Genomic DNA, 18,355 nt, shown 5'->3' on the forward strand with positions numbered 1-18,355 from the left:
GTGACTAGCAAAGTTTTTAACTTTGTTTGTATCCTTAAATTGTATCTCATAACTTTACCTTATGAGCCAAACTTATTATGTCGGCAAACCGTTTTTTAAAATAAATAACGTGTTCACGAACCATGTATGGTTAACAACAAATACAACTTAAGGTAAAACCAAATTAAACAAATACAAAAAAAATTAGCAAAATACTTTACATTCAAATATAACAGGGATATTTTACATATGATTCACATGAAGGCGACATATTAAACACAATAAGGAATCAAGATGTTAAAATTCGCACGTAGAACCTCAATTAGTCTTGCCATAACCTCTGCTATATTTAGTTCACCCCATGTTATTTCTGCAGAGCAAGATTCAGATGTGGAAATTATCGAAATAAAAGGGTTTAAAGGCAGTTTAGCGCGCTCGCTGAGCAACAAACGCCTCAATGACTCTATTAGCGATTCTATTTTTGCTGAAGATATTGGTAAATCAGCCGACCAAGACATAGGCGAAGCACTGCAAAGGATCACTGGGGTATCCATTCAACGCGGCGGCGGTGCCGGCGAAGGTGATGGCACTACGGTAACGGTGCGAGGCGCGGGCCCCAACTTAAATAACATCTCATTAAATGGAATTATTTTAACCAGCAGCACCGAAAACCAAGCGGTCGATTTAAGTGCCTTCTCGTCAGATATTTTAAACTCTATCGAAGTAATAAAAACCGCAGCAGCCGATCAGGATGAAGGCAGCTTAGGTGCTAATATTGTTTTAAAAACATTTCGTCCGTTGACTGCGAAAGAGGATAGACGGGTTTTCGAGGCACAAGCTAGATACGATGACTTTGCCGAAGAAAATGACTACAAACTGTCTGGTTCATTTTCTAGCAAATTTTTAAATGATAGCTTAGGTGTGTACATTACCGCATATACCGAAACCCAAGCTCAACGCAAAGACATGTTTTTTACTGACCGACTGAATGTTTTTAGTGCCGATAATGCAATTGATGCAGATACAGGCGAACTAACCGGGCCAGTAACGGGTTATGTAAATTCTAAAAGCGGCTTTAAATTATTTCAAAATGATTTAGAGCGCAAAGGCTTTACCTCAGTTTTACAATGGGCGCTATCCGATAATACAGAAATTAGCTTAGATGCCACCATGTCAGATCAGTATCGAGTTACTGACGACAATACAATCGCCTCGCTTGGTTCAACCGATGCATTTTTAGATAAAGATATGGAGCGAATATTAGATCCCGACGATCCTTGGTTAGTTTACGATGCCAGCAACCAAATGTTTGTAAAAAAACTAGATAGAACGGCCCGAGGCCGCACGGATCGCCTTCAATCTGGCGTTGAAACTGATAACCGAATTTTTAGCCTAGAGGTAAAACATTATTTTACCGATGCACTGCAAATGGATTTGCGTTTAGGGTATTCAAAAACCACTGCAGATGATGACTATTACAGCTACTTAAACTCTAATAATTACGCTCATGTCACTGACGACCTGTTAATAGCCGTTGATCCTGATGTAATAGAGCCAACCGGCTACGACTGTACCTCGGGCCAATGCTATATTGTGACTGGCGATAGCATTGTTGATTTTGGTCCTAACCAAACAGGCGAACCTGACGAAGATCCAGATGACAATATAGTCACCACAGGTTACAACCCTGACGATTTAAATGCTATCCATTTGCAGCAAGCTGTGTCACGCGACCGCTTAATGCGAGACAAGCAAAAAGCACTCTATATCGACTTTGATTATGATCACTTTATGGGACCTATCACCAAATTAGAATTTGGTGCTAAGTATCAAACCCGTGATAAATCTGTGTTTAACCAAGAATACTGGTTTGAAGGGGTCCCAAACCCTGACGGTCAAGAAACTTTAGGTCAAGCAATCGATTCTGTTAGACTTTCGCAAGTAACAGATGGCTTAACGCCTCATGGCGATAACTTTTTAGCAGAACTTGGCTATCAACGCACCCCAAATACCGATGGTTGGTGGACCATTAACGCACGTAAATCATTTGATTTGTTATTCGCCAACAGTGAAAACGTGCGACTAAAACCTAACTTAGCCAATGACAGAGACATTTCATTAACGAATAGCGCGGCTTATTTAAAAGCCAATTTTTCGTTTTTAGATGATGATTTAACCGGTAACCTGGGTATCCGCTATGTTAAAACTGAAGTTGAAAGTTTGGGATACTCATCGGTCGACTTTCAAAATACCGCGGTTATGGATAGAGAGCTGATCAAAATTGCAGAAGATAGCAGCTTGCCCGCATGTACCGATGAACAGTTATTTACAACAAATGCAGACGGCGATCAAATTGCAAATCCTGCCGGTGGCTTCGATGCAAACGGTGTTTGGAGCCCTATCCCAGGACAAAGCTGCTATGACGCCGACTATGATCTAACCCCTGATCGCCGAGCTCGATATGTCGATGGCTCTACCCCAGACGATCCCGCTCAATTTGCATCAAGGGCCCGTAATACAACTGATCTATATCTGCCGAGTTTAACACTTAATTACCAGCTCAATGACGATATGGTTATTCGTTTTGCCACCTCTAAAACCATGGCTAGACCTAAAATAGATTCATTAAAACCCAGTTATACTATCCGTGAATTTGTCTGGGGTGGCGGCAATTCCAATGGGTCTGTCAGCAACCCTTATTTAGAACCGCTCGAATCGATTAACTATGATTTATCCTATGAATGGTACTTTGGTGACAGTGGTGCATTAACGGCTGCTCTCTTTTATAAAGACATGAGCAACTTTGAAGAAAATGCCTCTATTAATGGCCATTGGGAGGATTTACGAGGTATCTCAGATGAAGAGCTACCAACCCTTGATCCGATTCAAGATATCTTAATAGAAAAGCCAAATGGCGAGAGCATGGAATACGAAGCCGCGCAAGCGCAAGGCGTAAATTGTCTGGTTGATCATAGACACCAATGGCAATCGGTGACCAGCGAAGCCTCAAAATACTGTGATACTATTTTAATTTCAGCTATCCGTAATGGTTCAGGTGGGACCAACAAAGGTTTAGAAATTGGATATAACCAAAACTTTAGCTTTTTACCTGGATTATTCTCAGGCTTAGGTACAGCCATTAACTACACTTATTCCGACTCAATCACTGATGAAGAAGTGGGGGCTTTAAATACCGTATATGCTGCGATGCCGATGGAAAATATTTCAAAGCACACATATAACATGTCGACGTTCTGGGAAAGAAACGGCAACCTAATACGCTTAGCATATAACTACCGAACCGACTCGCTCGCGCGTCGTTCATTTGAATCTGGGGCACTTTGGAACGAAGGCGGCGGTCAGTTAGATTTATCGGCTAATTATCAATTAACCGACGCAATCACATTAACTTTTAATGCGGTCAATCTTAATAAACGCACCTATCGTCAATATTATACCAACCTGTCTGATAGCAACTTTCAAAGCGAAGGGAATGCTTTGGATGGAGACGCAAATAAATCAAGAACCATCCGCGAGTGGAGTACGGGAACCATCTACCGCTTAGGTGTTCGAGCCACTTTTTAACGTTAAAAAATACCGTTAGAAGCACACTGCACAAGGAGGTGCAGTTTGCGCAAGATTTTAAAAATATACATTGTCTGTAGTAATGGTCTGATACTTCAGAGATTTATCGCTTACAATTCGCGAAATCTTAAAGGTATAGAAATGACCAGAAAAACCAAAGTTACATTCAGTACAAAACAAAAATTAGAATACCCAAGCTCATGGCGAAAAGAAATTTTGCTTTGTCGATAACGTTTCTCCGTACCAAAAATACCAGCCGTTCGTATCATTTTCCGGACAGTGTCTAATGCCATTAATTGGTAGCTTACCAAAAGTCGGTAAAGCAATTCCAACTTTAGTTTCAAGAAAAGGCAGAACGGTCTTCACGCCAACTCTCATGCATATTACCATTAAAATCCTTGTCACCTAATTGGCGCATTACGTTACGCCTAGCTCAGAGGCTTGTTAAGCCTTGCCTCGTATTCACGAAATTTCTCTAAAAAATCATTGATAAAATCTTGATATCGTTTTTATCGGTCTAGGGATCATACGACTTCTATATCCTTTATGATGGCGGCACATTGCTCTATATTTTTACCATCATTACCATACAATATCTCAGACGGCCATTCATGAACACAATAACCTAACCATGAAACAATGGTTTCTAGATATAAGATTTTTGCTTCATCATTAGTCGGATCTATTTCATTGCATTTAGCTAGTAACGATAAATTAACAGTCTCTCTTGTAAGTGGCTGCCGTTGATTCTAAAAGAGTATTAGACACATCAGCTAAATGCTAAATGACTACCAAGTTTAAAAACTTCACTAATAAAAACCAATACAGCCAAAGGCAACAAACCTTTAACTAATTGTTTTTTATTATCTTTTATATATCTGTCATTGATTCTTTTGATTCTGCTCAGGATATCGTTGTTGATGGCGTAACAATTATCGGTGCAGTAAATGCTATATACGTTTCAAGTACGTTCCGTGTGGATATCAAAAATAATTTTATTGATAACTCGTATTTTAGAGGCGTTCACTTGTATGGCAGCGCCCATGCAAGTGAAAATGTTGCTTTTGTCCACAATAATCTCATTACTCACAATAAGTTAGACGGCATTGATATAGATTCACACTCTGCGCGTTATTTAGTCGAAAAGAATGTTGTTATTGGCGCGGATAATCGTTTTTTAATATGAACTGAAATAGAAACACACCACAACATTATCCGAAATAATGTTGGCACCATTAACTTAAAACAGCACTCACCAGTAGTCTCGGGTGGTTTTCAAGAAAATGGTACTGAAACTAATATTGGTGCCCAGGTTACGCGCTGGAATGTTTAGCAAGATAACAATATCTTCAACGCGAGCGAAGAAAAACAAGGTTTCCTAATATGTGGTTTTGTAATCGAATCGTGTTGTACAGCATGAAAATACCACATGGCTCAATAATGATGGTGAATAAACTAGCCGACTCAGTTTATCTGTATCAAAACTCCAACGCTGAGATCAACTCGGCGTCAATATCTGCACCTTTAATACTTTGTACTTTAAATAGCAATTGATAATTATCTGCTTGTTCTATTGCTTGTGGTAAGGTAAACGAAATTTGTTCATTTTCGCTCTGTTTGTTATGAGTTGAAAACCAACTAAGCCACAGCAAAGCCGAATCGGTAAACCCAGATAAAATGTATAAGGTGTTTTTTCGCGGCCCCTGTAATTTAGCAAATAGTCCATAATCAATGTATTGCTGCTGAGTATTTTCAGGTGCAGTGTATTCAGTTGCAGAGTCCAGCGTGGTTAACGTATTTGTTTGGCTGTTATATTTTATGGCTGAATCTTGGATAAAGCTGCTTAATAAACCCAAATTTTGGTAGTGGCCAATATAAATAACATTCTGTTGTTTTAAGTCTTTAGTGGTCAGTTCATCAGTAAATTTGATTGGTGTGTATCTAAAGTCGTTAGACAGCGACAAGATATTTTTCAACGCTAATATATGGCTTTTACTCGCTTGATTTTTCGATGCACCCAGCACAATCAGGCTTGAGGTTTGACCAAAGTTAAATTGCTGCCAAATAGTATTTACCTGTTGAGTATTTACTTGTGTTTGTTTGGCGGGCTTTGCTGTTTTCACTAACCAAAAGTGAGTAATTACTGACAATAAACTCGCAGCCAAAACAGCAATTAAGCTTTTGTTTAAGCCAAATTTCCGGCTAATTGTTTGTAAGCGGTTTGTCTCTAGCTTATTGGTTTGCACCACCTCAATTTTATATTCACCAACAGGTATGGATAGCTGAATGGGCTCTTTACAGCCTTGCTTTTGATAATAGTCTTGTAGTTTTTTTCTCAACCTAGATACATGCACACGTACTGATGCATCTTCGGCTACGTTAAAATCAGCCGACTTATCAAACACGGCTATGGCAATTTCGATTTCTTTTGGCGAGTTTGTAGTATTTGACCCTTGCTCAATTCTTTTTATCTCATTATCAATTAAATAAGACAACAAGTTAGCTAAATTAGCAGAACGGCCTAACACATTGCTGTCATTAATCTTTTTAAGTTGTTCTAGCAATTTATTTTTACAGATTATATAACTCATGGCGATTGGCGTTTTTAAGACGTTTCATAAATAAATTAACAGTATCATACCTGATAATAATCCCCGTTACCTAGACTCTTTGTTACACATTAGCTAAATTTTGGTTGGTTTATGTTAACTAACTGGAAAATTTATGCGTTTTAAATATTTAGTGTTTGCACTTACTTGGTTACTCAATATCAACTTCGTGTGGGCGGATAATTGGCAATATAATAATAACCGTATCGCTATTAGTGCCGACGGTAATAATCAACCAGACGAATTGCACTTTTGGACGACAGCTGATCCTGACGACTGGGGCGCAACACCAGCTGCACTTGCAATAATTGCCAAGTTAAAACTGCAAGACAGATTAGTCCACTTTTCTTACAACAACTTTATTGATTCACCTGTCCACACAACTGCCACTAATCAAATGGAAATTGGTGTTAAAGGCGCAATCAATTATTGGCGGTTCGATCAAAAACGTTTTTTTGATGTCACTGAACAGTATGATCAAGCTTTGAATAGCTTGGTTGAACAAATTGTCATTTCAACCGCAAAAGATCCTTTGTACTTCGTTCATATGGGGCCGAGTGAATTTTTTTATCGCGTAGTAAAACAAGTCCTACTGCAAGGTAAAGCGGAAAGTTTAAACCATGTATATGTGCTATCTCACAGCGGCTATAACGATAATCACCTGCGCCGCGGTGATCCTAAATTCGATAAAAAGCCAGTTGCAAAGTATAAAGTCCACCACACCTTAACTCAAACCAAGGCACTCAGTGGCAATAGACTTAAATACAAAAAATTAAAGATCAAAACGGTGAATGGGATCCTAAGGTACTGTGGAACTCTAAACATGACTGGTCGGTGTGGAACTGGATGAAAAATCACTCAGATGAAAGTGTATCTTGGATTTATCAACGTATGTTGCAACACCCAAAAGGCGTAGCGGACTGTTCAGACGCTGGCATGGTTTATTACCTGTTATTAGGTGATGAGAATGGCAGCCCAGAAAAGCTTAAGCAGTTAATTGGTAGCGGGATATAACAAAGCCAGCCAAGCGCCATAGCGTAAAACTAATTTATACCCGTGCTACTTCAAGATGCATGTTTCAGAGCTATCACAGCGCTTTCAATACAAGGCATATTGGTAAAGGAATGTAGTCACCTTTCGAACCAATATAACGAAGTAGTGGAAGCGCTGTGAAGCTCCCAGAGGGCCGGGCTAAAAATGCCTGATACGGCTGAAATTAAGCATATTGAGGCATCACGGGTATATATGCAGGCAATGACAACAAGGAAAACTCACAATGAAATTTAACTATTCACAACCGATTAAACTACTTGGGGCAGCGGCAACTGTGGTAGCACTGAGCGCATGTGACTCTGGCTCTACCTCTAACAATGATTCAGCTGAGCCAATTGAAAATGTGGAGGCACCAGAGGCAACACCGACGCCCACGCCTGAACCTGAACCTGAATCTGAACCTGAACCTGAGCGTGATCCGACCGCGAAAGAAGTGCTGCAAGAAGTAGACGGTTTAGCTGTCGTTGAATTTGAAAATTTAGATTACCCAACAGGTTGGGAATTTGTCTCTGATAGCAGTGCATCGGGCACAGGTTATATTCAATGGACACCCTATCAAGCGTTTCAAACACCAGAAACTGGCATGATAACCATAGAGCTAGAAATCAATAATCCAGGCACTTATAGGTTGATGTGGCGCAATTCAATTAGGCATGGCACCTCACCGAGTGACCATAACGACACTTGGCTAAAAGTAATTTCGCCCAATTTTTATGGCAAAAATTCATCAGGGCACATCGTTTGCCCACGGCAGCAAGAGCATTTTAATCGCTGTGATGGCGAAGCCCCGCATGGCAGCAGTGCAAAAGGCGCATTGAAGATTTATCGATTTGGCACACCAGCGGATGCTTGGGTGTGGCACACCTATACCAGCGACAACAATATCCACCCAATATATGCAGATTTTGATGAAGCCGGTGTTTACGAAATTCAAATTTCAGCACGTTCTACCTACCACGCACTAGATAGGTTAGTGATTTTTAGAGCGCTAAATTCAAGTAATAATGTATCCGAAACTTATGCGACAAGTTTGGACAGAGTTGAATCGGTGAAACTGCCAATGCTCAATGCAATGTGGGTGCCGCCCGCAGCGCCTGAACCAGATCCTGAAACTGAAACCGGTCCACTACCCTCTGCCTTTGATATAGCTCTTTCGCCTACGGATAGGTCTTTGTTGGTTGAACCTACTGAATTAAAAATCACCGCCTCAGCAACAGATACAGCTAAAACCACCACCAAAGCGACGCTGTTTGTAAATGGTATTGAAGTTGCCAATATTGAAGGCGCGGGACCATATGAGTGGATTGGAGAAAATGTAAGTGCGCTGGCTAATTTACCGGGCGGCCGACCAGATATTAAAGTGGCAATTACCGACAGTGATGGCGAAGTAGGTTTTAAAAATATTCAGGTAAAAGTAAACGGCAAGATGGCTGGCACTTATGTGCATGCTTATAACTTTGGTGGAGCAGATTATACTGCTAAAGATGGTCAATTATTTACGGGTATTGGCTGGGCGGGTTTAACCACAGATGAAGACATACAAGGGACAGATGACGATGCTTTATATCAAAATCAGCAAACCAATGGCGGTTGGTTTGCCTTACACGCAGAGCAAATGATAGGTGATATTACTATTAACCCGGGTTCAACATATCAAATAGACTATTACTTTGCTGAAATTGAACACAACAAAGTTGGCCAGCGTGCTGTCGACATTTACAGTCAAGGTGCGCAAATTGCCAGTGCGTTAGACGTGTACTCTATTGTCGGTGCTAATGCCGCTTATAAATTCTCAATTGTTAATACAGCCACAGAAGACCTATACAAATCGGGCATACAAACCAATGCAATTGCAAGTTTTGACATTAATCTAGCTTTAGCTGCGTTTTCTATACGTTACTTAGATGTAGACGCTTGGGGCGATGCTGATCAAGACGGCGTTGCAAATTTTGATGATAAATGTGCAACAACGCTTGCTGGTGCAAGTGTTGACGACAAAGGTTGTGAATTACCTTAGATTTACCTTTATTTTTTCAGACCTTTTTTCCTCAATTTGGCAGGCACGCCCTGCCAAATTGAGGGCGTTCAACAATCTGTGTCAGGTAAATACGGTCTAAACTTGCAAAATGAAAACAATGCGTTAAAAATCACGGCCGAAAACGGTCTAGCTTCACTCGCCATGAAAAAAGTCAGCCATGACGACAAACCTATTTATTTCCTTATATAAGCAGAACTCAACACTGGGCTTGTGACGTGCAAGGATGCACTAATGCCGTGACTGCAGGATAAACCCCATAAAACCCCATAAGACAGGCACACCTAAAAACATTAAGTTACAATAACTTAGATTCTAATGCTAGCTTTCTGACTATCCAAATTTGACAAATCATCTTCAACTGCCAAACTTAACTGTATATCCAACCACGCATGATTAAATAAACAGTTATTTAGAGTGTTGTTATGGCTAAACCCAGAAGCAGTTTAATTTCATTATCCGATACGCCTTATTATCACTGCATTGCCCGATGTGTACGCCGTGGTTATTTGTGTGGTTTTGATAAGTTAACGCAAAAAAACTTTGACCATCGTAAACTTTGGTTAATTGAACGCATTAAGTTTCTGGCCTCTGTGTTTTGTATTGATGTTGCCGCTTATGCCATTATGAGTAATCACTATCATTTGGTGTTACGGGTTAATACGGATAAAGCTAAATTATTAACCCAAGATGAAGTGTTAAAACGTTGGCATTGTGTTTGTCAGCCTAAACCCATTATTGCTCGTTATATCAAGGGTAAGGCTTTACCTAACAGTCATCAGTTTGTATTGGATGGGTGTGTCGCTGATTATCGGGAAAGACTGACCAGTATCAGTTGGTTTATGCGTTTTTTAAATGAGTTTATTGCGAGACAAGCAAACGTAGAAGATAATTGTAAAGGGCATTTTTGGGAAGGTCGGTTTAAGTCGCAAGCCTTATTAGATGAAGTTGCTGTATTAGCTTGTATGACTTATGTTGATTTAAACCCTATTCGTGCCAAAATGGCAGATACACCGGAAACCTCTGATTTTACCTCTATTCAGGAACGATTAGGAATAGCCCCTGCTATACCTAACATTGAGCAAGAAACGACACAAGCAAAGCAGACTCAAGTCGATTCAAAACAATCCAATCACTTAAATCCAGTTCGTAAAGCTGAGTTATTACCCTTTGTTAAATCAAATCAAGAACTAGCACCCAATTTTAAACGGGATGCCAGTCATATTCCATTTTCGTTAATTGATTATGTCGAATTAGTCGATTGGACTGGCCGCCAAATCCGCCAAGATAAACGTGGATTTATTCAATCTAATATCCCTTCCATTGTCCAACGATTAGGTTTAACGGATGAATCTTGGCTTGAATTTGCCAGTGCCATTGAAACAAATTTTAGCCATTCCATTGGTCAAGCGGTTCAATTACAACATTATGCTAAAGCCCATCAACTCAAACGCGTAAAAGGCATCACTAAAACAAAGCAGAGGCTGCAAACCTAAATTCAAATGAAGTCCAAAGCCTTTATTTTAACGCACAATCTAATTGCCGACATGCTTGTGTCTAAAATTGACCAACAATACTAACATCTATTCCAATACAGCTGAATTTCACCCGTCAGCAACTCACTAATACAAGATATCAGACCCATCCGTTAAATGACTGCCAAGTTTAAAAGCTTCATTAATAAAAACCAATGTACACAAAGCAAAAAATCACTAAGCAACTGTTTTTAAACTCTTTTATAGATGACTGGCTTTTAAGTTTTTACTTACGTTAGAGCGCACTTTTTGGTTTGAATAAATACAAACCTGAATAACATTTTTGGCTAAATCAACACCTACGATTGTATTTTTCATAACAGACTCCAAATCAAATATTTGACGTGAACAAAATAGCTCACGATTTCATAAAAGGGGAGTCCAATTATCTATCCTTATTTATTAAGGTGCATTTTACAACTCAGTAGCGCAATCATATTTTTTACTTAACTTAGCAAGCTGAATCATTTTCTCATTAAACAAACGAGAATAAGAAATTGCATGTAATTCTAGTTTTTTTTGCTGTGGACAAACACCACTGTCAGCACCAACCCACAATATATCCCATTTAGTTTTAATCATGAGACAAGCAGACATATTTATATGCTCAAATCCCGGTCGAGTTGGACCGAAACCATTAGCCACAGCTATAAAAGATACACCTTTAGATTCAAAACTATATTTTGCGTCAATTTCCGCATTTTCGATAACGTATTCATTACTAACGTTTGCAAAAGAACAATCGTCTGCAATAACGAAATCTGAAAACATAATAATAAAAAATACGAATATCTTCATGGGTTCCTTGCACACTAACGCCGCAAACTGGGGCGGCCGTAGGCCGTCCCGGCCAGCTTTGCCTGGTTATGTGTTTGCCAATACATAATCTTTAAGCCTATACCAAACAGCTAAGCCGCCTATTTGTGAATAATCAAATGCTTTTTTATTTAGTGACTCTAAATCTACTTTAGGCCCATTTATAAATGATAAATCTATTATTTTGAAATTATGTTTTTTAACATACCACTCAGGTGCTGCAATACCATGAGAAAATGCATTACGAACCGCGGATATGAGTGATTTTGCATTTATTATATTTTCATTTTTTGATTGGTTATTTTCTAATAAACAATCTAAGCAAATCGCTGTGGAACCGAACGCTGTCCCTACAGCCATTTTTGATACTTTAATTATTTCATTCAGATCTTGAAAATTGTTATCAGAGAATGAGACATTTTCTTCTGTTAGATTCAATTGAATGTCTTGACCGAATAATGTTGAATCAATTTTATCTAGTTCTGCGTAGCACATAGTCCGCACCGCAAACTCGAATAATTTAAATGACAATTCGACATCTTCAATTAATTCTTGCACTAAACCTCCAAACGAAAAACAAAAGACAGGCACACCTAAAAACGATAAATTACAGCAACTTAAATAAATTAACAGTCTCTCTTATAGGTGGCTGTCATTGATTCTGGTCAGTATTTAAGCAGTCTATTAATGATAAAAAAGGCTCATCCTTGAGCCTACACGACACTACAGGGGCTATTTAAAATAATGAATCTATTGGTTGTAGTAAAACTGGCATTGCTCTACTTCTTCACTCGAGCCCATAATCACAGGTACTCTTTGATGTAAGTCATCAATTTTTACATCTAAAATAGGTTGTAATCCGGTTGATGCTTTGCCGCCTGCGTTTTCCATTAACATTGCCATTGGATTAGCTTCGTACAATAGCCTAAGTTTTGCCGGTTTGTTTGGATCTCGTTTATCCTGCGGGTATAAAAAAATGCCACCACGGGTTAATACTCTATGCACATCCCCCACCATAGCGGCGTTCCAACGCATGTTATAACGCTTTTTACGAATGCCAATTTCGCCTTTTAATAAGTCGTTAATGTAATACTGAATCGGTTCAAACCAAAAGCGTGAATTGGCCATGTTAATCGAAAATTCTTGAGTTTCAGTCGGTACCTGCATTGCATCATTGGTGAGTACAAATTCGCCAAACGTTTTATCTAAAGTAAAACATTGCGTGCCCTTACCCGTGGTTAATACTAAAACACTGGATGAGCCATATAGTACATATCCAGCGGCCACTTGCTCACGCCCAGTTTGTTGAAACTGTGCAGGGTCATCAGCGTTAAGCTGATTAACTGCAGAAAAAATAGTAAAAATGGTGCCAATTTGACCATTAATATCAATATTAGATGAACCATCTAGCGGATCAAAACCGACAATATAATCACCGGTTTCATTAGCCGCGACTATGGTATCTTCCTCTTCAGATGCAATCGAGCGTACGTTATTATCAGCTGCTAAATAATCTTTTAGTATTTGATTAGCAATGACATCCAGTTTTTTTTGCTGTTCACCTTGCACATTTTCATCTTGGGTTGCTCCCAACACGCCACTAAGCGCGCCTTGACCCACTCGAAATGAAATATCTTTACACGCGGTGACTATGCTAAACAAAACAGATTGCAGTTGGGGGCAAACTTTATCGTCAACCAGCACATTCGTTAGTCTTTTCATATTTTAATCTCTAAGCGATTTTGGCAATTTAAATCCGTAAACGTAATGGCTAAACGCTCGGCCATACTTTGCTCGGCGTGGCGCAGCCATACTCTGGGATCATAATACTTTTTATTGGGTTGGTCGTCACCATCAGGGTTACCTATTTGGGTTTGTAAATAACCTTGCTTGTCTTGATAATAGTGTTTAATACCATCCCATGTTGCCCACTGGGTATCGGTATCAATATTCATTTTAATCACGCCGTATGAGATCGCTTCTTGAATATCTTTTAAGTCTGAACCTGAACCACCATGAAAAACAAAATCTAAGCTGTTATGCGCTAAATTAAATTGTTTACTAACGTGCGCTTGTGAGTTTTTCAAAATAAGCGGCGTGAGTTTAACATTGCCGGGTTTATATACTCCGTGTACGTTGCCAAACGAAGCGGCAATGGTAAATCTTGGGCTAATCGCATTTAGCTTTTCATAAGCGTATGCAACGTCTTCTGGTTGAGTATATAAAGAAGCACTGTCGATATCTGTGTTATCTACTCCGTCTTCTTCGCCGCCCGTGCAGCCTAACTCAATTTCAAGTGTCATCTCTAGTTTGCTCATTCGTTGTAAGTAACGCTGGCAAATATCGATATTTTCTTCTAACGATTCTTCCGATAAATCAATCATGTGTGAGCTGAATAAAGATTTACCATTGGCTTTATAAAAAGCTTCACCTGCATCGAGTAAACCGTCTATCCAAGGTAATAATTTTTTAGCGGCGTGATCCGTGTGTAAAATAACAGGTACACCATAAGCCTTAGCGGCATAATGTACATAATGCGCACCAGCTACGGCGCCTTCAACCGACGCTTGAATACCCGATAAGCCAGAGCCTTTACCTATAAAAAAGCCTGCTCCGCCGTTTGAAAACTGAATAATAACGGGCGAATTTGCTTTTTTTGCGGCCTCTAACGTTGCGTTAACTGAGTTGGTGCCCACCACATTAACGGCTGGATAGGCAAACTGATTACGCTTGGCATAGGCAAATAAAGCGGTTACTTGATCGCCTGTCATTACACCACCGCCAGCAGTGATTTGTTGAATTGTTTTGTCTGAAAAGTCGGCTAGTTGAGAATTCATCATGATACTCCGGTTACAGATTGCTTTTTTCTTGAAGGGCTGCTTGAATAGTGGCTTGCTGGCAAATTGCCTCAAAATGTTCAGGGTCTAGGCTGGCACCACCTACTAATAATCCATCAATATCTGGCTGAACCAATAAATCAGCCGCATTGGTTTTATTAACACTACCGCCATATAACAAACGAATCTTGTTTGCGGTATCTTCGCCATACAGTGCGACTAATTCGTGGCGTATAAAATGGTGCACTTCTTGTGCAATCTCAGGTGATGCGGCTTTGCCTGTACCTATTGCCCAAATAGGTTCGTAAGCAATACAAATTTCTTTGTCTTTTAAATCAAGTCCTTCAAGCCCTTCGGTGAGCTGTCGGGTTAGCACATCACGCGTTATTTGGTTTTCACGCTCTTCATTATTTTCACCAATACATAAAACGGGGGTTAAGCAGGTATCTAAGGCACGCTGAACTTTAATTTGGCAACTGGCGTTATTTTCTCTAAACATTGAGCGGCGCTCTGAGTGGCCAATTAAGCAGTATTTGCAGCCGGCTTCTTTTAGCATTTGTGCTGAGGTTTCGCCGGTAAACGCGCCTGATTCAAACTTGCTAACATTTTGGCTACCGATACGAATCTCTGAATGCTGTAAAAAATTAAGCATATCTCGAATATAAATGTAAGGTGGACAAACTACTATTTCAGCTTCGTAATGTTTACGAATAAACGAAACAACCGAGCTACACAGTAAATCTATTCCACCGTTTAATTTCCAATTGGCGATGATGATGGGGCGTCTGTTATTCATGTGTATAACCTATATCGAAATATTAAAGGGTGACATCCGTGTCGTGTCGAGGATCGTTTAAAATCTATTTACGCTTGGCTAGCTGTTAAACAGGCTTGGGTAATTTGTTGCCAATTACCCGCTTCTATCCAGGTTTTATTTGCCAACCAAGTACCACCAGCTGCACTAACATTAGGCAAACTGATAAAATCAGCTAAATTTTCTGGGTTAACGCCGCCTGTTGGACAAAATGTTACATTTTGAAATACACTTGAAACCGCTTTTAAAAAAGCGACACCACCACATAACGAGGCTGGAAACAGCTTCATTTCTCTAAACCCAAACTCATGAGCAAGTGCAATATCGGCTGTATTGGATACACCAGGAATAACCGGCACTGTGCATTGACTCAATGCAGTTAATAATTTAGGGGTAATGGCTGGAGTAATAATAAAATCGGCCCCCGCTTCAAGGGCTTGGTTCAGTTTATCTTGGTCTAAAATGGTGCCAGCCCCCACTTGTAAATCAGGAAAGGCTTTTTTAATTGCAGATAATGCAGCCAATGAACCCGAAGTGCGTAACACAACTTCAACCACACTAATACCACCTGAAACCATGGCTTGTGCGGTTTTTACACCTTGTTCTTCGTTTTCAACTTGAATGATAGGCAGCACTTTCTGGCTCCCCATTAAATCGGAGAAAGTTTTCATTTATAAATACCCTTAAAACCCGTGTGTATAGCTTTAAACTAACCCGCTGTGATTAGGCTAATGTAAAGACTTGTTTCGGCACAATGGCGCCTTTATGTTGAATGACAATTGCAGCCGCTTTAGCTGCTAATGCCACTGAGTTTGCGACATCTTTGCCTGATAATCGCGCCCCTAAATAAACCCCGTTAAATGAATCGCCCGCCGATGTGGTATCAACCACATGGTTTACCGGTTCAATATTAATCTGCCTAACTTGGTTTTGGTAAACACAATAAACGCCTTGCTCACCATTTTTAATAATGAGCTCATCTATTTGATAAGGCTGACAAAAATCGGCAACTTGTTCGGCGGTTTCAATTGCGTATAGCGTTTTAAAATCATCTACTCCGGGCAGTAACATATCTGTATACTCAAATGCCTGCTCAAAATGCGCTCTCGCTTCTGCTTCGTTTTGCCACAATTGATGCCGATAATTCGGATCGAATGCAATTTTAACGCCAGCAAGTTTAAGTGCATCCAGCATTTTCCAAAACAAAGCTCTGTCTTGTGGGTTAATAACCGCCAACGAAATACCCGAAAAGAAAAACCAGTCACTGTGAGTGAGCTCTGCTAAGGTTTTATCGTCTATCCATTTCATGATTTGGCGTACCGCTGCATCACTGCGCCAATAATCAAAAGAACGTTCGCCTTTGTTATCCAGTTGAATCCAATATAAACCCGGTAGCTTTTTTGTATCTTTAAACACTAAATCAGTATTAAGCTGCTCGTGTTCAAACAGCTTAATCATGGCGTTACTGAGCTTATCTTTGCCAATTGCGGTTAATAAATTAACCTCAATTGGCTCAAACGCACGTTTTAAATAAACAGCGGCGTTAAAAAAATCTCCGGCGAAAGACTGGTTAAGCGTGTCTTGTTGGTTCGACGACAACTCAACCATACATTCACCAAATAAAAAGATTTTACTCACGGTTTAGCTCTTCCTTTTTACCGGTTTAATTTTGCCACCTAACACTAATACAGCTAATAGCATAAGAGGCACTAAAGCCGCACCTAAAATGAAGAAAGGTAAATAATGCGTACCGTCTTGAGTAATAATTGGCACAATTTGAATGGCCGTAATAACACTAATAACCCCAAATGCCCCACTAAAACCAGCTAATGACGCCACACTTTTACCTGAAAAGTAATCGCTTGGCAGTGTTTGAATATTATTAATAGCGGTTTGAAAACCAAATAAAATAATGGCAATTAAACCTAAAGCTAACATTGGCGTACTAGCCACTGAGGTTGCAATTAATGCAGGTAACATGCAAAGGCCACCAATACCCACTACGGTTTTACGTGCTTTGTTAACGCTCCAGCCGCGCTTAATTAAGCGGCCTGATAACCAGCCACCAAAAATTGCACCTATTGCAGCACCCACATATGGAATCCAAGCAGAGGCACCAATTTCTTTTACTTCAAACCCAAATTTATCATTTAGATAAAGTGGTAACCAAGCAACAAACAACCACCAAATAGGCTCTATAAAAAAGCGACCTAAAATAACGCTCCAGCTTTGACGATGTGATAATAATTGTTTAAAGGTAGGCACATATTCATCTACTTTTAATTCATCAATTTTTTCATCTAATTCAACCGCTTTTTGACCTGTTAAAATGTATTGGCGCTCATCTTCTGTAATCCATGGATGCGCTTCAGGACCACATTTATAAACAATTAACCAAGGCACTAACCAAACAAAACCTAAACTTGCCACAATAATAAAGGTTGCCTGCCAACCAAAAAATGCATATAAAGCAGCAACTAAAGGTGGCGCAATTATGCTACCCATAGAAGCACCCGCGCCAAAAATACCTTGCGCTAAAGCACGCTCACGAATTGGAAACCATTCAGCATTGGCTTTCGTTGCGCCTGGCCAGTTACCGGCTTCACCAAACCCCAGTAACACCCTAAAGATACTAAAAGAAGTAACCGATGAGGCAACCGCATGTAACGCGATAGACACTGACCAAACCACAATAGACAACATAAAGCCGATACGTGTACCAACCGCATCAAAAATACGGCCAAACACGGCTTGACCAATTGCATAGGCAATTAAAAATACGCTCATAATGTTGGCGTAATCGTGACTATCCATGCCCAAATCTTCTGCTACACTTGGCCACATAACTGATAAAGCTGTTCTGTCGATGTAGTTAATAATGGTCGCGAAAGAGACTAAACTCACAACAAGCCATCTTAAATGTTTCATTTTAAATGTATTAGTTTTCACATTAAGCTCCTAAAAAGTTTTCGCGTTCAAGGCTGAATGCTGCTAAAGCAACATCCGCACTTTTACCCATTACGCCAGGTGTCATGTCAGGCAGAATAAAAAAGCTATTCTCGGTTTTTAAGTATTTATATTGGCTCATTTAA

At 39.8% G+C, this 18,355-nt stretch carries 17 protein-coding genes; 6 read left to right on the top strand and 11 right to left on the bottom strand.

Annotated elements, in window-relative coordinates; translation table 11 throughout:
* Positions 1–273: 273 nt before the first annotated feature.
* On the top strand, positions 274–3,564 hold the full coding sequence (locus tag OLW01_RS17800) for a TonB-dependent receptor (RefSeq protein WP_268076851.1): 3,291 nt from the start codon (positions 274–276) through the stop codon (positions 3,562–3,564).
* Positions 3,565–3,762: 198 nt separating this feature from the next.
* On the opposite strand, the gene OLW01_RS18535 is transcribed toward OLW01_RS17800, so the two are convergent.
* Entirely contained in the window at positions 3,763–3,954 is a 192-nt protein-coding gene (locus OLW01_RS18535; protein WP_428980208.1) for an immunity protein Imm33 domain-containing protein, read from the bottom strand.
* A 463-nt stretch (positions 3,955–4,417) separates the two neighbouring features.
* Here OLW01_RS18535 and OLW01_RS17805 point away from each other — a divergent pair, with 463 nt between their 5' ends.
* Complete coding sequence (locus tag OLW01_RS17805; RefSeq protein WP_268076852.1) at positions 4,418–4,750, top strand: right-handed parallel beta-helix repeat-containing protein; 333 nt, start codon at positions 4,418–4,420, stop codon at positions 4,748–4,750.
* Between the two features lie 292 nt (positions 4,751–5,042).
* On the opposite strand, the gene OLW01_RS17810 is transcribed toward OLW01_RS17805, so the two are convergent.
* Positions 5,043–6,155 carry a helix-turn-helix domain-containing protein gene (locus OLW01_RS17810; protein ID WP_268076853.1) on the bottom strand — a complete coding sequence of 371 codons (1,113 nt, stop codon included), beginning with the start codon at positions 6,153–6,155 and terminating at the stop codon, positions 5,043–5,045.
* A 133-nt stretch (positions 6,156–6,288) separates the two neighbouring features.
* On the opposite strand from OLW01_RS17810, the gene OLW01_RS17815 reads away from it, so the two are divergent.
* From OLW01_RS17815 to OLW01_RS17830, 4 genes are all read left to right on the top strand, one after another.
* Entirely contained in the window at positions 6,289–7,023 is a 735-nt protein-coding gene (locus OLW01_RS17815) for a hypothetical protein (protein WP_268076854.1), read from the top strand.
* Positions 7,020–7,187, top strand: coding sequence for a hypothetical protein (locus OLW01_RS17820; RefSeq protein WP_268076855.1), 168 nt, complete (start codon positions 7,020–7,022; stop codon positions 7,185–7,187). The genes OLW01_RS17815 and OLW01_RS17820 overlap by 4 nt, the downstream gene beginning before the upstream one ends.
* A gap of 262 nt (positions 7,188–7,449) precedes the next feature.
* Entirely contained in the window at positions 7,450–9,243 is a 1,794-nt protein-coding gene (locus tag OLW01_RS17825; protein WP_268076856.1) for a malectin domain-containing carbohydrate-binding protein, read from the top strand.
* A 443-nt stretch (positions 9,244–9,686) separates the two neighbouring features.
* On the top strand, positions 9,687–10,757 hold the full coding sequence (locus OLW01_RS17830) for a transposase (protein ID WP_268076857.1): 1,071 nt from the start codon (positions 9,687–9,689) through the stop codon (positions 10,755–10,757).
* Positions 10,758–11,210: 453 nt separating this feature from the next.
* Here the strand turns inward: OLW01_RS17830 and OLW01_RS17835 are convergent, their stop codons facing one another.
* The 9 genes from OLW01_RS17835 to OLW01_RS17875 all read right to left on the bottom strand — a co-directional run bounded on the left by OLW01_RS17835 (position 11,211) and on the right by OLW01_RS17875 (position 18,351).
* Positions 11,211–11,594: a hypothetical protein gene (locus tag OLW01_RS17835; RefSeq protein WP_182734499.1), complete on the bottom strand. Its 384-nt coding sequence runs from the start codon at positions 11,592–11,594 to the stop codon at positions 11,211–11,213.
* 66 nt (positions 11,595–11,660) lie between these two features.
* Positions 11,661–12,170 (bottom strand): hypothetical protein, encoded by a 510-nt coding sequence (locus OLW01_RS17840; protein WP_268076858.1) that lies wholly within the window; start codon positions 12,168–12,170, stop codon positions 11,661–11,663.
* A gap of 192 nt (positions 12,171–12,362) precedes the next feature.
* The gene (locus OLW01_RS17845) at positions 12,363–13,334 is read right to left on the bottom strand and encodes a class 1 fructose-bisphosphatase (RefSeq protein WP_268076859.1); all 972 of its coding nucleotides are present in this window, start codon (positions 13,332–13,334) and stop codon (positions 12,363–12,365) included.
* Positions 13,331–14,449, bottom strand: a complete 1,119-nt coding sequence (fbaA, locus tag OLW01_RS17850; RefSeq protein ID WP_268077301.1) for a class II fructose-bisphosphate aldolase — start codon at positions 14,447–14,449, stop codon at positions 13,331–13,333. The genes OLW01_RS17845 and fbaA overlap by 4 nt, the downstream gene beginning before the upstream one ends.
* A gap of 13 nt (positions 14,450–14,462) precedes the next feature.
* Positions 14,463–15,245: a triose-phosphate isomerase gene (tpiA, locus tag OLW01_RS17855; RefSeq protein ID WP_268076860.1), complete on the bottom strand. Its 783-nt coding sequence runs from the start codon at positions 15,243–15,245 to the stop codon at positions 14,463–14,465.
* A gap of 68 nt (positions 15,246–15,313) precedes the next feature.
* Positions 15,314–15,934 (bottom strand): bifunctional 4-hydroxy-2-oxoglutarate aldolase/2-dehydro-3-deoxy-phosphogluconate aldolase, encoded by a 621-nt coding sequence (gene eda, locus OLW01_RS17860; protein ID WP_268076861.1) that lies wholly within the window; start codon positions 15,932–15,934, stop codon positions 15,314–15,316.
* Positions 15,935–15,986: 52 nt separating this feature from the next.
* Positions 15,987–16,901, bottom strand: coding sequence for a sugar kinase (locus OLW01_RS17865; RefSeq protein WP_268076862.1), 915 nt, complete (start codon positions 16,899–16,901; stop codon positions 15,987–15,989).
* A 3-nt stretch (positions 16,902–16,904) separates the two neighbouring features.
* Positions 16,905–18,191: an MFS transporter gene (locus OLW01_RS17870; protein ID WP_268077302.1), complete on the bottom strand. Its 1,287-nt coding sequence runs from the start codon at positions 18,189–18,191 to the stop codon at positions 16,905–16,907.
* A gap of 22 nt (positions 18,192–18,213) precedes the next feature.
* Positions 18,214–18,351 carry a hypothetical protein gene (locus tag OLW01_RS17875; RefSeq protein ID WP_268076863.1) on the bottom strand — a complete coding sequence of 46 codons (138 nt, stop codon included), beginning with the start codon at positions 18,349–18,351 and terminating at the stop codon, positions 18,214–18,216.
* Positions 18,352–18,355 lie beyond the last annotated feature (4 nt).

The organism is Catenovulum adriaticum, from assembly GCF_026725475.1.
Lineage (GTDB): Bacteria > Pseudomonadota > Gammaproteobacteria > Enterobacterales > Alteromonadaceae > Catenovulum > Catenovulum adriaticum.

Coding starts and splice junctions, on each gene's coding strand:
- OLW01_RS17800 (WP_268076851.1), top strand. CDS start 274: ATGTTAAAATTCGCACGTAGAACCTCAATTAGTCTTGCCATAACCTCT.
- OLW01_RS18535 (WP_428980208.1), bottom strand. CDS start 3,954: ATGGTAATATGCATGAGAGTTGGCGTGAAGACCGTTCTGCCTTTTCTT.
- OLW01_RS17810 (WP_268076853.1), bottom strand. CDS start 6,155: ATGAGTTATATAATCTGTAAAAATAAATTGCTAGAACAACTTAAAAAG.
- OLW01_RS17815 (WP_268076854.1), top strand. CDS start 6,289: ATGCGTTTTAAATATTTAGTGTTTGCACTTACTTGGTTACTCAATATC.
- OLW01_RS17820 (WP_268076855.1), top strand. CDS start 7,020: ATGAAAAATCACTCAGATGAAAGTGTATCTTGGATTTATCAACGTATG.
- OLW01_RS17825 (WP_268076856.1), top strand. CDS start 7,450: ATGAAATTTAACTATTCACAACCGATTAAACTACTTGGGGCAGCGGCA.
- OLW01_RS17830 (WP_268076857.1), top strand. CDS start 9,687: ATGGCTAAACCCAGAAGCAGTTTAATTTCATTATCCGATACGCCTTAT.
- OLW01_RS17835 (WP_182734499.1), bottom strand. CDS start 11,594: ATGAAGATATTCGTATTTTTTATTATTATGTTTTCAGATTTCGTTATT.
- OLW01_RS17845 (WP_268076859.1), bottom strand. CDS start 13,334: ATGAAAAGACTAACGAATGTGCTGGTTGACGATAAAGTTTGCCCCCAA.
- fbaA (WP_268077301.1), bottom strand. CDS start 14,449: ATGAATTCTCAACTAGCCGACTTTTCAGACAAAACAATTCAACAAATC.
- tpiA (WP_268076860.1), bottom strand. CDS start 15,245: ATGAATAACAGACGCCCCATCATCATCGCCAATTGGAAATTAAACGGT.
- eda (WP_268076861.1), bottom strand. CDS start 15,934: ATGAAAACTTTCTCCGATTTAATGGGGAGCCAGAAAGTGCTGCCTATC.
- OLW01_RS17870 (WP_268077302.1), bottom strand. CDS start 18,191: ATGAAACATTTAAGATGGCTTGTTGTGAGTTTAGTCTCTTTCGCGACC.
- OLW01_RS17875 (WP_268076863.1), bottom strand. CDS start 18,351: ATGAGCCAATATAAATACTTAAAAACCGAGAATAGCTTTTTTATTCTG.